Origin of the sequence: Massilia antarctica (genome assembly GCF_015689335.1) — a bacterium.
In the GTDB taxonomy this organism is placed as follows: Bacteria; Pseudomonadota; Gammaproteobacteria; order Burkholderiales; family Burkholderiaceae_D; genus Telluria_A; species Telluria_A antarctica.
In genome coordinates, this window is record NZ_CP065053.1 from 7022831 (window position 1) to 7035856 (window position 13026).

The following is a 13026-nucleotide window of genomic DNA, read 5'->3' on the forward strand; positions in this document are numbered from 1 at the left end:
TTTCGTGAAATCGGTATAGTGATATGAATAGCGCAACAGGCATGCTGTGAGTGCGCTACCCCGTTTGACGTCCATAAAGGAGAAACGATGCAAGTCAGTAACGATGTTCTGTTCCACGCGCTGCACACCGATGGTTTGCTGATGCTGCCCAATTGCTGGGATGCGGGCAGCGCGCGCATTGCCGCCGCAGCCGGCTCAAAAGCGCTGGCCACCAGCAGCGCCGCCGTGGCCTGGTCGCACGGCTACCCCGACGGCAGCAGCTTGCCGTCCGAACTGCTGATGGCCAACGTGAGGGGCATCCTGCGGGTCAGTTCCCTGCCGCTGACGGTGGATATGGAAGATGGCTACAGCGACGATCCGGCGCAGGTGGCCCAACTGGCTGGCGAACTGATCGATGCGGGTGTGGTCGGGATCAATATTGAAGATGGCAGCGGCGCTCCCGCGCTGCTGGCGGACAAGATCAGGGCGATCCGGGCGGTGGCCGGCGCGCGCGGCGTGAACCTGTTCATCAATGCGCGCGCCGATGTGTATCTGCTCGGCGAGGCCGGCGGCTTCGGTGCCGCAGTGCGGGTTGCCGAGACCATCAAGCGCGCCGCGCTGTACGAGGCAGCCGGCGCCAGCGGCCTGTTCGTGCCCGGCATGACCACCGAGGACGACATTGCGGCCATGGTCAAGGCGACCCGCCTGCCGCTGAACCTGATCGCGCTCGATAGCTTGCCGGCGCCGGCGCGCCTGGCGCAGCTTGGCGTGCGCCGCCTGAGCGCGGGCGCGGCCCTTTCCAAGGCGGTGTTCGGCTGCATCGATACCCTGGCCCGGCAATTTTTCGACAGCGGCAAGGTCGACCCGGCGGCGTATCCGCAGATCGACTACGCGGCGCTGAACCGGATGATGGCCCAGTAACGCCGACGTGGCGCACCGACCGGTTAGCGCAAGCGCAATTGGGCATGATCCCGGGCTATCTGGCGCCCAGCGCCAGGCATGCGGCCAGCGCCGCTTCAAGCCCGACCACGCCGCGCAGGGTGTCGCCAGCGCCCTCGAACGCGATATGGCCACTGTTAAAGCCGTCATACATCTCGCAAAAGGCAGCCGCCGTGAGTTGTGGAAAGCCCTTATCGGCAAACATGGCGGCCCAGCGCTCGCGCGGTGCGCCGACCGCCGTCACTGGCTTGCCGAGCAGGCGGCCGAACGCGGCTGCGGCATCGGCCGGCGACACATCGCACGGACCGCGCAGTTCGACCAGCCGGTGCGTGGCCGCCTGCTCCACCAGCAAGTGCGCGGCGGTGCGCCCGATATCGGCCACCGACACCATCGGCAGCGCGCGTTCAAGCGGCAGGAACATCGACGGCAGGATGGACTGTTGCAGGACCGGCGCCAGGGACCATGCCCAGTTTTCCATGAAATTGGCCGCGCGCAGCACCGTGCGCACGCCGTCGAAACCGCGCAGCTGGCACTCCAGATCGTGGGTGGTGCCGATATTGCCCGTACCGTTGGCGTGCTGCGCACCGACCGAGGACAGCGCGACCATGCGCGGCAGCCCGGCTGCGTTTGCTGCGGCGATCAGCTTGGCATGAACGCGGCGCGCTTGCGCAAACATGTCGCTCGCCTGATAGTTTGGCGGCCCCATCACGTAAGCGCTGTGCGCGCCGTCGAAGGCGCGCACCATCGACTGCTGGTCTTCGAGATCGGCAACGCAGATATGCGCCCCCTTCCTGCGCCAGCTTGCGGCCTGGGCATCGTCGCGGCGGACGATCATGCGCACGGGATGGCCGGCCGCAAGCAGGGTTTCTGAAATGACGGAGCCGGTCTGGCCCATGGCGCCTACGATTGCGAACATATGTTTTCCTGGGAGGTGATGAACTGGCGCCAGTGTAGGGCCCGCCACGTCGTTGCGGAATGCATGGGATAGAATGTCCGGCATGCATGAACTGGATGATCTCACCGATGCCGCGCGCTTCGACCTGAACCTGCTGCCCTTCCTGGGCGCGGTGCTCGAGTGTGCCAGCATCACGCGGGCAGGCGAACAGTCGGGCATGAGCCAGCCGGCAGCGTCGCGGGCAATGGCCAAGCTGCGCAAGCGCTTCGGCGACCCCTTCCTTGTCCGTACCGGGCGCGGCTACGTATTGACGCCGCTCGCCCTGCAACTGGCACCGCTGGTCAGAACAGCCTTGCAATCGACTGCGGCGCTGTTCGAGCTGGCGCATTTCGAGCCATCGAGTTCGAGCCACGTTTTCCGCATGGCCAGCACCGATTACGGCATGCTGGCGATCCTTGGCGACCTGCTGCCGCGCATCGGCTTGCTCGCGCCGCACGCCAGCTTGCGCATCGATCCCTGGAGCGGCGAGACCTTGGCCCGGCTCGAGCGCGGCGACCTGGACTGCGCGCTATATGCCGATGACGAGCTGCCCGACGATTTTCATTACCGTACGCTGTTCAGCGACGGCTACGGGCTGATTTGCCGGCGCGGCCATCCGATTCTCGCGCAAGCGGCGCTGCCGGCGCTTGAGCTGCTGCGCCAGGCCGCCACCCATCCGCATTTCGCGGTCCGCTATCCGGGCAAGGGCGCTTACGTCACCGACAATGTCTACGAACGTTTGGATTTGCCACAACCACAGCTGTCCGTCGAGCTGCCCTACTTCCATGCCGGCAGTGCCGCCGTCGAGGCCAGCGACCTGCTGGCCGTGGTACCGCTGCGCGCGGCCCGGGCATGGTCGACCAAGCGCCAGATCGTCGTGGTGCCATTGGAATTAGCGGCCTTGCAATTTGAATACCGCCTGATCTGGCATGCGCGCGCACACCGCGATCCGGCGTTCATGTGGCTGCGCGCGCACTTTATCCACGCCGAGGCGCGGGCGCGGCGCGCGTAGCACGGCAGCGGCCGCTGGTGCGCCAGGGTCGTTAGAAAGCCGACTTGCCGAAGCGCGCCACGCCCTGGTTCACGCCGGGCGGGTCCAGGGTTTCCAGCTTGAGCGGCAGCGGCTCGCCGATCCAGTGCGCCAGGGTGGTATGGTCGGCCACGTCGTCATCGGTCAGCGGGTGCACCAGGGCACGCAGGCCGGATGCTTCGAGCAGCGCAATGACGGCCGGCAGCATGGCGGCGCTGTAGTGGATCTCGTATTCGGGCAGCGGATGCGGGCCGACCGCGTGGTCGCTCAATTCGCCGACAAAAAACAGTTCGCGGATCGTACCGGACTGTTTGGCGTCGAGCAGGCGCTGGCGCAAGGCCAGTGCCTGCGGGCGAGTGGCGTCGTCATAGTAAATGTGGGCGTGGTAGGGGGCGTTGAGGTCATCCATGTGCTTTATCCTGTTTAATGTGATGGCCTTAAAAAAACCGCCAGGGCTTGCGCGCTGGCGGTTTTCAAAGGCGTTGCTTGACAACGATTACTGAGCAGCCGCTTCCGCGCCTTCAGCAGCTTTCATCGACAGCTTGAGGCGGCCGCGGTCATCGGTCTCGAGAACCTTGACGCGCACTTGCTGGCCTTCTTTCAGGTAGTCGGCAACGGCGTTCACACGCTCGTTGGCGATCTGCGAGATGTGCAGCAGGCCATCCTTGCCTGGCATGACCTGGACGATCGCGCCGAAGTCGAGCAGTTTCAGCACGACGCCGTCGTAGGTCTTGCCTACTTCGACCGAGGCGGTCAGTTCTTCGATGCGGCGCTTGGCTTCCTGGCCGGCGGCGGCGTCGACCGACGCGATGGTGACGATACCTTCATCGCTGATATCGATCTGGGTGCCGGTTTCTTCGGTCAGCGCGCGAATGACGGCGCCGCCCTTGCCGATGACGTCACGGATTTTTTCAGGATTGATCTTGATGGTGATCAGGCGCGGTGCGAAATCCGACAGTTCGGTTTTCACGTGCGGCATGGCCTTCTGCATTTCGCCGAGGATGTGCTGGCGGCCTTCTTTGGCTTGCGCCAGTGCCACTTGCATGATTTCCTTGGTGATGCCCATGATCTTGATGTCCATCTGCAGCGCGGTAATGCCATTGGCGGTACCGGCTACCTTGAAGTCCATGTCGCCCAGGTGATCTTCGTCGCCCAGAATGTCGGACAGGACGGCGAACTTGCCGCCTTCCTTGATCAGGCCCATGGCGATACCGGCCACGTGCGCTTTCATCGGCACGCCGGCATCCATCAGCGCCAGGCAGCCGCCGCAGACGGAAGCCATCGACGAGGAACCGTTCGATTCGGTGATTTCCGATACCAGGCGGACCGAGTAGCTGAAGTCTTCAGGGTTGGGCAAGGCGGCGATCAGCGCGCGCTTGGCCAGGCGGCCGTGGCCGATTTCGCGACGCTTCGGGGTGCCGACACGGCCGGTTTCGCCGGTGGCGAACGGAGGCATGTTGTAGTGCATCATGAAGTCATCGGTGTACTCGCCCATCAGCGCATCGATCTTCTGGCTGTCGCGCGCGGTGCCGAGGGTGGCCACGACCAGCGCTTGCGTTTCGCCGCGGGTGAACAGGGCCGAACCGTGGGTACGTGGCAGGATGCTGGTGCGGATCGCGATCGGACGCACGGTGCGGGTGTCGCGGCCGTCGATGCGTGGCTCGCCGTTGAGGATCTGCGAACGCACGACTTTGGCTTCGATGTCGAACAGGACGTTGCCGACGTCGACATTGTCCGGCTGAGGTATGCCGGTGGCGGCAGCGTCGGCGGCCAGGGCGGCGTAGACTTCCTGGAACGAGGCTTTCAGCTTGGCGGTACGGGCAACCTTGTCCTTGATCTGGTAGGTTTCGTTGATGTTCGTTTCAGCCAGTTCCTTGACGCGGGCGATCAGCGCTTCGTTCTTGGCCGGGGCGGTCCATTCAACTTCCGGCTTGCCGCCGTCGCGCACCAGTTCGTGGATCGCATCGATCACGACTTTCATCTGGTCGTGGCCGTAGACGACGGCGCCGAGCATGATTTCTTCGGACAGTTGCTTGGCTTCCGATTCGACCATCAGCACGGCCGTTTCGGTACCGGCGACGACCAGGTCCATCTCGGATGTTTTCAGTTGTGTCGTGGTCGGGTTCAGGATGAACTGGCCGTTGGCGTAGCCGACGCGCGCGGCGCCGATCGGGCCGCTGAACGGGATGCCGGAGACGCACAGCGCGGCGGACGCGCCGATCATGGCGGCGATGTCCGGATCGATCTCAGGATTGACCGACAGCACGTGGATGATGATCTGAACTTCGTTCAGGTAGCCTTCCGGGAACAGCGGGCGGATCGGACGATCGATCAGGCGGCTGGTCAGGGTTTCTTTTTCGGAAGGACGGCCTTCGCGCTTGAAGAAACCGCCTGGGATTTTACCGGCTGCGTACGTTTTCTCGACGTAGTCGACCGTCAGCGGGAAGAAATCCTGGCCTGGCTTGGCGTCTTTGCGCGCAACCACGGTAGCCAGGACAACGGTGTCTTCGATCGACACCATGACGGCGCCGGAGGCTTGACGGGCGATTTCGCCGGTTTCCAGGGTCACTTGGTGTTGGCCGTACTGGAAGGTTTTCGTAACTTTATTAAACATGGGTAATCCCTTTCTATTTGCCGACAGATTTTCAGGCGCTGTCGTCCACCTCACCACAGGCAACATTGCTTGCTGCCTTTACTACTTTTTTGGGGCTAGAAATGCAAAATGCCCGCAACAGCAAGCTGTGCAGGCATTTCTTGATCAACTTGAATCGGCAAAAATTACTTGCGCAGGCCGAGTTTAGCGATCAGATCGCGATAACGGGTTGCGTCTTTGCTTTTCAGGTAGGACAGCAGGCTCTTACGACGGTTGACCATCATGATCAGACCACGGCGCGAGTGGTGATCTTTAGCGTGAGCTTTGAAGTGGCCGTTCAGTTCGTTGATGCGTGCGGTCAGCAGAGCGACCTGAACTTCAGGGGAGCCGGTGTCGTTTTGCGCACGGGCGTTATCCGCGATGATCGCGGCTTTGTTGATGTTTTCTACGGTCATGATAGTACCTTTCACATGCGGTGCACGAGTCGCAACCCGATACACCGTGAACTTCGATTAAACCGGCCAAAACGGCCAGACCGGCTAGTATATGCGAAAATCCGGCGTGCTGCCAGTGAAGCTTGGCGCAAGCTGGTGCATGATGGTGTTTTGGTCCTGTCAAAGGTGGTTTTTATGCAAAAAATAGTCAAAATGGCAATCCTGAGCGCCCTGCTGGCCCTGGGCGGCTGCGCGGCGATGATGCGCACGCCGCCGCTGCCGGGCGACACCTTCGAGGCGGTGCGCGCCAAGTTCGGCGAGCCGACCGCAGTCCACTCCCTGCCCTCGGGCCAGGTGCTGGAATACGCCACCGGGCCGTTCGGCCAGTTCACCTGGATGGCGCGCATGGGGCCGGACGGCAGGCTGATTGCCTTCGAGCAGGTGCTGGGCGATGTCGGTTTCGGGCGCATCAAGATCGACAAGGCGACCAGGGCCGATGTGATGGCGACCGTGGGACGTCCGGCCGAGCGGTCCTACCTGGCGCTGTCGGACCTGGAGGTGTGGTCGTACCGATATAAAGAGAGCGGCGTGTGGAATTCGATGATGCATGTGCACTTCGACCGCGCCGGCATCGTCAGGAAGATGATCAGCGGGCCGGACCCGATGTATGAGGAGAAGCGCGGGTTTTTCAGGGATTGAGCAAGGGGCGGCTGAGAATTATTTGTCTCAGCGAAGGTCGAGGACGGGGCCGCGCTACATGGACCCAGATTGAATTCAAACGCGCGCATTCCCCCAGCCGGGTCTTGTACCGAAAGAACCGCCGTGGCCTTGCCTTCGGCGATGCCGATCTTCGGTACCGGTTCCTTGTACCGGTTCAACCGCATTGAGGCAGCGCGCACGGCCATCGTTGGCAGGCGCCGGCGTCACGCTTACCTGTCAGCCGGCGCAGCCTGGTGTTCCGATGAACGCCGATGCGGCGCCAGCCAATTCCTGTCATTCCTTAGCGCATCGACCGCTCCCTGCAGAAAGCGGTACAGCTCGGGTTTGTCGAGCGGCACCAGCATGCTGCGCTCGTACGAGGCCGTCCTCGGCCGGCTGGCCACGTGCAGCAGCGCTGCATCCATGAAGGGATCGTTCCTGAGCGCGTCCAGGGTGGAACGGTCGACAATGGTAAAGTCCAGGCGCCGGTTCAAGACAATCATTTGCAGCGCATTCTTGATCTGCGGCACATCGATGCGCGTGATGGCGCCGGCGGCAATCAGTGGGTCCAGGTCGGGAAAACGGTGCCCGCTCGGGGCACCGAAGCGCTTGCCGCGCAGGGAGTCCGGCCCATCGTACTCCAGCGGCGCCGCGCGTGACGACACCACCAGCGATTCGTCGTCCATCAGGGCCGCCGTCCAGAGATAGCGCGTGCGCCCGGGATCGTCGAAAAAGCGCGGATGCACCCAGGGAACGACGATGCTCGCCTTCCCCTCATGCAAAAGCACATCGAGCCGCCGGCGCGGAATGTAGACCGATTCAAAATGGTAACGCCCGCCGGACATGCCGTTCAGCTTGCTCGCCAGGAGGGCATTGAACCCGGCCGATGGCTGGCCCGGCACGAACCAGGGCACATAGTCGTAATAGGTCGCCAGTTGCACGGTTTCGGCGCCATGCGCCAGGCGCAGTGCCAGCACCAGCGCCAGCGCCAGATATCTCAGTCGCATGACTGCGCCGTCATCGATATACTCATCCGTTCGCCACTCCCCAGGCAGGGTTCAAGGAACACCTCATCAGTGCACCATTTAACCACGATCGGTCCAGGAGCAGCGTCGGCTTGATCGCGGCCCGAGCGCGTGGGCGATCGCCGCCGACTGCGCCGCAGCGCGGGTTCGGCTGGCGGCCCCCAAGGTACCGCCGCGCGCCACTTTTGCAAAGAGATAAAAAGAGGCAAGGGCGCTTCTGTTACGCCACCGAAACCGTGTTTATACTCGCGCCCATGAACCTCACTTTCACGCCACCGCCACCACAACGCCACACTGCGGCATTGGCGTTGACAGTGCTCGTGCACGGCTTGCTGATTGTTGGCTGGCAATATGCGCGACGCCTCCCGCCCGTCGATCACGATCCGGACCAGCGCATCCAGTGGGTCACGATCACGCCGCAGGCCAAGCCGAAGGTGCCGGCGCCGCCACCGCCGCCACGGCCTGAGGTGAGAAAAACGGCTGGCGCAAGTAGCGCGGCACTCCGCCCCGCCCGCGCCGCGCCGGCGCCGGCACAGCCAGCCACCGAACAGCCGGCCGAGGCGGTGACGGCCGAGGCGCCATCGACACTGGCGCCGAGCGCGGCCGACATCATGCAGCAAGCCAGGCGCAGCATCGGAAAAATCGACCAGGATTTGCGCAAGGCCCATCCAGGGCAGCCGATCACCGCACCCGTGACCAACGGGGCAAGCCGGCTGGCGCAGGGCATGCAGGCGGCCGCCGACGCCGCGCCCAACCGCTGGTACGAGGCGCCCAAGGTCACCGAGATCATCGATCCCGGCCCATACAGCCGGCGGCGCTACCGGGTGGTCGGCGCCAACGGCACCTACTGCATCACGGTCGAATCGAATCACGCGCCCGATGGGCTGGACATCATGAAAAACGGCATCCAGCACAAGAAGACCACCTGCGAAAAGAGCGAACAGGCGGCCACCGAGCAGAAATGGTAAGCGCGCCTCAGGTCCAGGTAGCGGCAGACGCGCACGCACGCCCTCACATACTCACTTTGTAGCACGTCCTCCAGGGCCGGCTGGTCAGGGACTGCCCTTCGATCCGGGTCCAGCCGGCACCTGCCGCAAAGCTGACCCACAGCTGATTGGGGCCGGCATAGGCCATGCTGCCGTCGCCGGCGAGGAAGAATGGATACGCGCCTTCGCGCACGGATTGATCAAGGTCGGCCAGCTTCTCGGCCTTGCCCGCCGTGGCGCGGTACAAGGCGACGGGCAGCACCGGCCATCCGTACGAATCGGCACCGCCGATGAAGTACAGGGTGCGCCCGTTCCCGCCCACCAGGACGGCGCTGGAGGGAGCATCGGCGGCGTCGAATCGCAGTGGCAGCCGGGTCCAGCGCGCGCCTTTGCCGGCCTTGCGCACCAGATGGCGGCGACGGCGGTCGGCGCGGGTGGCGTACTGCACGCCGTCGGCGTCGGTATGCACGAACGACTCCTGCGGGGCGGTGGCCACGGGAGCGGGATGCCCGGCTTCCTCGGCGTCCGCGTCCAGCCAGGTCTTGCCCCCATCGAGGCTGCGCAGCGTGCCGAAGCTCGCGCCGACCACGATCTCGCCGGTCGCGCTGGTGCGGGCCCAGTCGATATGCTCGTAGGAGCAGGAGCTTGCGCGCGCGGCGCCGGCGACCAACAACACACCGGCGAAGCACAGTAAGGACCGTCGCATGCCGCCTACTGCTGCGGGTTGACGCGCTCGATCTTCGAGTGCAGCTTGTTCAGGCCCGACAAATAGGCCTTGGCCGAGGCGACGATGATGTCCGGGTCCGAGCCGACGCCGTTGACGATGCGGCCCGAACGCGACAGGCGCATCGTGACCTCGCCCTGGGACTGGGTACCGTTGCTGATCGCGTTGATCGAAAACAGCACCAGTTCGGCGCCGCTGGCCGCTTCCTTTTCGATGGCGTTGACGGTGGCGTCGACCGGGCCGTCGCCCTCGCCTTCGCACGAAAACTCCTTGCCGCCGATCGCGAACACCACCCTGGCGGTCGGGATTTCGCCGGTTTCGGAGCGCTGCGCCAGCGACACGAAGCGGTAATGTTCGTTTTCCTGGGCGTGTTCCTCGTCCGAGACGAGCGCCATGATGTCTTCATCGAAGATCTCGGACTTGCGGTCGGCCAGTTCCTTGAAGCGGGCAAAGGCGGCATTGACTTCGGCTTCGGATTCGAGCTCGATGCCCAATTCCCGCAGGCGTTCCTTGAACGCGTTGCGGCCCGACAGTTTGCCCAACACGATCTTGTTGGCGGCCCAGCCCACGTCTTCGGCGCGCATGATCTCGTACGTTTCGCGCGCCTTCAGGATGCCGTCCTGGTGGATGCCGGAGGCGTGCGCGAAGGCGTTGGCGCCCACCACGGCCTTATTCGGCTGCACGGCGAAGCCGGTGATCTGCGACACCATTTTCGAGGCCGCCACGATCTGCGTAGTGTCGATGCCCAGTTCCAGGCCGAAGTAGTCGCTGCGGGTGCGCAGCGCCATCACGACTTCTTCGAGCGCGGTGTTGCCGGCGCGTTCGCCCAGGCCATTGATGGTGCATTCGATCTGGCGCGCGCCGCCGATCATCACGCCGGCCAGCGAGTTGGCCACCGCCAGCCCAAGGTCGTTGTGGCAGTGGACCGACCAGATGGCCTTGTCGGAGTTGGGGATGCGTTCGCGCAGGCGCAAGATGGTGGCGCCGAATACGTCGGGCACCGCATAGCCGACCGTGTCGGGGAAGTTGATGGTGGTGGCGCCTTCGGCGATCACCGCTTCGAGCACGCGGCACAGAAAATCTTCGTCGGAGCGGCTGCCGTCTTCAGGCGAGAACTCGATGTCGTCGGTGTACTGGCGCGCGCAGCGGATGGCGATTTTCGCCTGTTCCAGGACCTGCTCCGGCTCCATGCGCAGCTTCATCTTCATGTGCAGGGGCGAGGTGGCGATGAAGGTGTGGATGCGTTTGCGTTCGGCCGGCGCCAGCGCTTCGGCGGCGCGCGCGATGTCGCGGTCGTTGGCGCGCGAGAGCGAGCAGATGGTCGATTCGCGCACCGCGCCGGCAATGGCGCGGATGGCTTCGAAGTCGCCCGGCGAGGCGGCCGCGAAGCCGGCCTCGATGACGTCGACGCGCATGCGCTCGAGCTGGCGCGCAATGCGGACCTTTTCATCCTTGGTCATCGAGGCGCCGGGCGATTGCTCGCCGTCGCGCAGGGTGGTGTCAAAAATGATCAGGCGATTCGAATTCGTCATGGCGGCTCCATTGGGCTAGTGTAAGGGCGTGCGCCGGCTGCCATCGAATCGCATCGATGGTCAGCGGCGTTCGCTCGGGTCGACAGGGTCGTCGTCGGTCTGCACGATGCTCACCGGCTTGCCTTTCGCAAGGCGCCACGCGTACACGGCATAGCCGGACAAACCATAAATAACAAACAGCGGCATCAGTACTTTTGGCGGGTCGATCGAGACCAGCGCCAGCGCCAGCGCGATCAGGAACACGGCGATGAACGGGACCGATTTGCGGAAGTTGACATCCTTGAAGCTGTAGAACGGGACGTTGGTGACCATGGTCAGGCCGGCGAACAGCGCGATGCCCCACGAGAGCCACGGCAGCTCGGCGCCGGAAAAACCGAGGTCGCTCATCATCAGCACGAAGCCGGCCACCATGGCGGCGGCAGCCGGGCTGGGCAAGCCCTGGAAGAAGCGCTTGTCGACCACTTCGATATTGGTGTTGAAGCGCGCCAGGCGCAAGGCGGCGCCGGCGCAATAGACAAAGGCGGCCAGCCAGCCGAATTTGCCAAGGCCGCGCAGCGACCATTCGTAGATCACCAGCGCCGGCGCGGCGCCGAAGGAAACCATGTCGGCCAGGCTGTCGTACTGGGCGCCGAATTCGGATTGGGTGTTGGTCAGGCGGGCGATGCGCCCGTCGAGGCCATCGAGGACCATGGCGATGAAAATGGCCCAGCCGGCGTGTTCGAAGCGCTGGTTCATGGCCATGACGATGGCGTAAAAACCGCAGAACAGCGCGGCGGTGGTGAAGGCATTCGGTAACAGGTAGATTCCACGGCGCCGCATCGGGTTGCCGTCGGCATCGACCCGGCGGCCAATCTTGCTAAAGCGGGATAGCTTGCCACCCTTCGCTTTCGGGACTGAGGGCTTTCTGCGGCGTGGGAAGGTGGCCATATGTTTCCGTTTCAAGTAATTGGATCGCTTGCTGCGGCCGCGTCCGAAAGTGGACGCGGCTGGTTTGCCACTTATTATAGTGGGAGCACCGTCAACTTAGCGATCAGATACTTTTACCTGAATTTCACCTTTCCAACAAGACGCATCTGCAGGGTGGTTTCGCCCGGTTCGAAGCTCGGTTCGGCCACTTCGGTCGATTCCGCCTTGGCGGCGCGCATCAGCATCGGGGCGGAGTCTTGCTGGCCACCATAGTTGCCGGACCCCTCAAAGTCCACCGTATCGACCACTGCTTCGGCCAGGGTGCGGCCCATGGCGCTGGCGATCGCGGCGACCCTTTCGTTCAGGTTCTTGTAGGTGGCGATGAGGCGCTGGGCGTCGAGCTTGCGGGTGGTGTCGGGCGAGAGGCCGAAATTGAGGCCGTTCAGGGCCAGGATTTTTTGCACGGCGGCCGTCATCTTCGGCAGGTTAGCCAGGTTGGTGGTTTTCACTTCCAGATACTGGCCGACTCTCCAGCCGGTCGGCACGAGCGGACGAGGCTGCGGTTGGCCATCCGGACGCGGCACCACTTCCGGATAGATCGGGTAGGTATAGTAGCCGACCGTCTTGAGGATTGCTTTCGGATCTTCGCGGCGCACGATCTCGGTGCCCTGCTTCATCTTCTGGTTCACGCGCGAGGCGGCGGCGGCCTTGTCCTTGTCCTGCTCTTCGATAAAGAAGGTGGCGACGACCTGGTCGTTCGGATGGGTGACTTCACCGTAGGCGGGAACAATCACCATCGCGCCGGCGGTCGCAAGCTGCGTTTGGGCGTGCGCTTGGGTGGCGAGGGTCAGGGCGGCGATTAATGCAATTTTTTTGAGGGACATGATTTTCTCCAGGTGAATGACAAGCACACGAGGCATTTCTACCTCATCAGCTTGGTTAACCCGGACGATACCCGGAATCGGAAGGACCACGTACCGTTGTAATCAAAATTTGCAAATTTGAGAAGGTTGATTACATCTCATCACGCGTCGTTCCCGCGCAGCGCCCAGTTTCAAGGAAACTCCTCAAATCTCTTGGAACTGTGCAAAGCCAGAGGCCGGTTCCAAATGGCGCTAACTTATGCTCCGTCTTTCCCGCGCAGGCGGGAATCCAAGTTCGTCGAGCCGCCTGTGACTGCGCTACGGAATTGGATTCCCGCCTGCGCGGGAAAGACGGTCTTGGAGTTTGTGGTCGGAAAAATGC

General features: G+C 63.4%; 13 protein-coding genes. 4 read left to right on the forward strand and 9 right to left on the reverse strand.

The genetic code is table 11. The features are described from left to right. Positions 1 to 87: 87 nt before the first annotated feature. A complete protein-coding gene (locus IV454_RS30845) occupies positions 88 to 900 on the forward strand; it encodes an isocitrate lyase/PEP mutase family protein (RefSeq protein ID WP_206089404.1) in 813 nt (270 codons plus the stop codon). A 55-nt stretch (positions 901 to 955) separates the two neighbouring features. Here the strand turns inward: IV454_RS30845 and IV454_RS30850 are convergent, their stop codons facing one another. Then, a complete protein-coding gene (locus IV454_RS30850; RefSeq protein ID WP_206089405.1) occupies positions 956 to 1834 on the reverse strand; it encodes an NmrA family NAD(P)-binding protein in 879 nt (292 codons plus the stop codon). An 82-nt stretch (positions 1835 to 1916) separates the two neighbouring features. Between IV454_RS30850 and IV454_RS30855 the strand changes: the two genes are divergently transcribed. Continuing rightward, positions 1917 to 2864, forward strand: a complete 948-nt coding sequence (locus IV454_RS30855; protein ID WP_206089406.1) for a LysR family transcriptional regulator — start codon at positions 1917 to 1919, stop codon at positions 2862 to 2864. A 31-nt stretch (positions 2865 to 2895) separates the two neighbouring features. Here the strand turns inward: IV454_RS30855 and IV454_RS30860 are convergent, their stop codons facing one another. The 3 genes from IV454_RS30860 to rpsO all read right to left on the reverse strand — a co-directional run bounded on the left by IV454_RS30860 (position 2896) and on the right by rpsO (position 5930). Then, positions 2896 to 3291: a DOPA 4,5-dioxygenase family protein gene (locus tag IV454_RS30860; protein ID WP_206089407.1), complete on the reverse strand. Its 396-nt coding sequence runs from the start codon at positions 3289 to 3291 to the stop codon at positions 2896 to 2898. Between the two features lie 87 nt (positions 3292 to 3378). Next, positions 3379 to 5496, reverse strand: coding sequence for a polyribonucleotide nucleotidyltransferase (gene pnp, locus IV454_RS30865; protein ID WP_206089408.1), 2118 nt, complete (start codon positions 5494 to 5496; stop codon positions 3379 to 3381). A gap of 164 nt (positions 5497 to 5660) precedes the next feature. Next, positions 5661 to 5930, reverse strand: coding sequence for a 30S ribosomal protein S15 (gene rpsO / locus IV454_RS30870; RefSeq protein ID WP_054263682.1), 270 nt, complete (start codon positions 5928 to 5930; stop codon positions 5661 to 5663). Between the two features lie 192 nt (positions 5931 to 6122). Here rpsO and IV454_RS30875 point away from each other — a divergent pair, with 192 nt between their 5' ends. Next, positions 6123 to 6608, forward strand: a complete 486-nt coding sequence (locus IV454_RS30875; protein WP_229521946.1) for a hypothetical protein — start codon at positions 6123 to 6125, stop codon at positions 6606 to 6608. 230 nt (positions 6609 to 6838) lie between these two features. On the opposite strand, the gene IV454_RS30880 is transcribed toward IV454_RS30875, so the two are convergent. Further along, positions 6839 to 7615, reverse strand: a complete 777-nt coding sequence (locus tag IV454_RS30880) for a transporter substrate-binding domain-containing protein (RefSeq protein ID WP_206089410.1) — start codon at positions 7613 to 7615, stop codon at positions 6839 to 6841. Positions 7616 to 7887: 272 nt separating this feature from the next. Between IV454_RS30880 and IV454_RS30885 the strand changes: the two genes are divergently transcribed. Continuing rightward, on the forward strand, positions 7888 to 8601 hold the full coding sequence (locus IV454_RS30885; RefSeq protein ID WP_206089411.1) for a hypothetical protein: 714 nt from the start codon (positions 7888 to 7890) through the stop codon (positions 8599 to 8601). 43 nt (positions 8602 to 8644) lie between these two features. Here the strand turns inward: IV454_RS30885 and IV454_RS30890 are convergent, their stop codons facing one another. From IV454_RS30890 to IV454_RS30905, 4 genes are all read right to left on the reverse strand, one after another. Beyond that, positions 8645 to 9325: a hypothetical protein gene (locus IV454_RS30890; protein WP_206089412.1), complete on the reverse strand. Its 681-nt coding sequence runs from the start codon at positions 9323 to 9325 to the stop codon at positions 8645 to 8647. 5 nt (positions 9326 to 9330) lie between these two features. Beyond that, positions 9331 to 10875, reverse strand: a complete 1545-nt coding sequence (locus IV454_RS30895; protein WP_206089413.1) for a 2-isopropylmalate synthase — start codon at positions 10873 to 10875, stop codon at positions 9331 to 9333. A gap of 60 nt (positions 10876 to 10935) precedes the next feature. Beyond that, positions 10936 to 11802, reverse strand: coding sequence for a CDP-diacylglycerol--serine O-phosphatidyltransferase (gene pssA, locus IV454_RS30900; RefSeq protein ID WP_206089414.1), 867 nt, complete (start codon positions 11800 to 11802; stop codon positions 10936 to 10938). A gap of 113 nt (positions 11803 to 11915) precedes the next feature. Further along, on the reverse strand, positions 11916 to 12665 hold the full coding sequence (locus tag IV454_RS30905) for an SIMPL domain-containing protein (protein ID WP_054263689.1): 750 nt from the start codon (positions 12663 to 12665) through the stop codon (positions 11916 to 11918). Between the last annotated feature and the right edge of the window lie 361 nt (positions 12666 to 13026).

Coding starts and splice junctions, on each gene's coding strand:
- IV454_RS30860 (WP_206089407.1), bottom strand. CDS start 3,291: ATGGATGACCTCAACGCCCCCTACCACGCCCACATTTACTATGACGAC.
- IV454_RS30890 (WP_206089412.1), bottom strand. CDS start 9,325: ATGCGACGGTCCTTACTGTGCTTCGCCGGTGTGTTGTTGGTCGCCGGC.
- IV454_RS30850 (WP_206089405.1), bottom strand. CDS start 1,834: ATGTTCGCAATCGTAGGCGCCATGGGCCAGACCGGCTCCGTCATTTCA.
- IV454_RS30895 (WP_206089413.1), bottom strand. CDS start 10,875: ATGACGAATTCGAATCGCCTGATCATTTTTGACACCACCCTGCGCGAC.
- IV454_RS30845 (WP_206089404.1), top strand. CDS start 88: ATGCAAGTCAGTAACGATGTTCTGTTCCACGCGCTGCACACCGATGGT.
- rpsO (WP_054263682.1), bottom strand. CDS start 5,930: ATGACCGTAGAAAACATCAACAAAGCCGCGATCATCGCGGATAACGCC.
- pssA (WP_206089414.1), bottom strand. CDS start 11,802: ATGGCCACCTTCCCACGCCGCAGAAAGCCCTCAGTCCCGAAAGCGAAG.
- IV454_RS30875 (WP_229521946.1), top strand. CDS start 6,123: ATGGCAATCCTGAGCGCCCTGCTGGCCCTGGGCGGCTGCGCGGCGATG.
- IV454_RS30905 (WP_054263689.1), bottom strand. CDS start 12,665: ATGTCCCTCAAAAAAATTGCATTAATCGCCGCCCTGACCCTCGCCACC.
- pnp (WP_206089408.1), bottom strand. CDS start 5,496: ATGTTTAATAAAGTTACGAAAACCTTCCAGTACGGCCAACACCAAGTG.
- IV454_RS30855 (WP_206089406.1), top strand. CDS start 1,917: ATGCATGAACTGGATGATCTCACCGATGCCGCGCGCTTCGACCTGAAC.
- IV454_RS30880 (WP_206089410.1), bottom strand. CDS start 7,615: ATGCGACTGAGATATCTGGCGCTGGCGCTGGTGCTGGCACTGCGCCTG.
- IV454_RS30885 (WP_206089411.1), top strand. CDS start 7,888: ATGAACCTCACTTTCACGCCACCGCCACCACAACGCCACACTGCGGCA.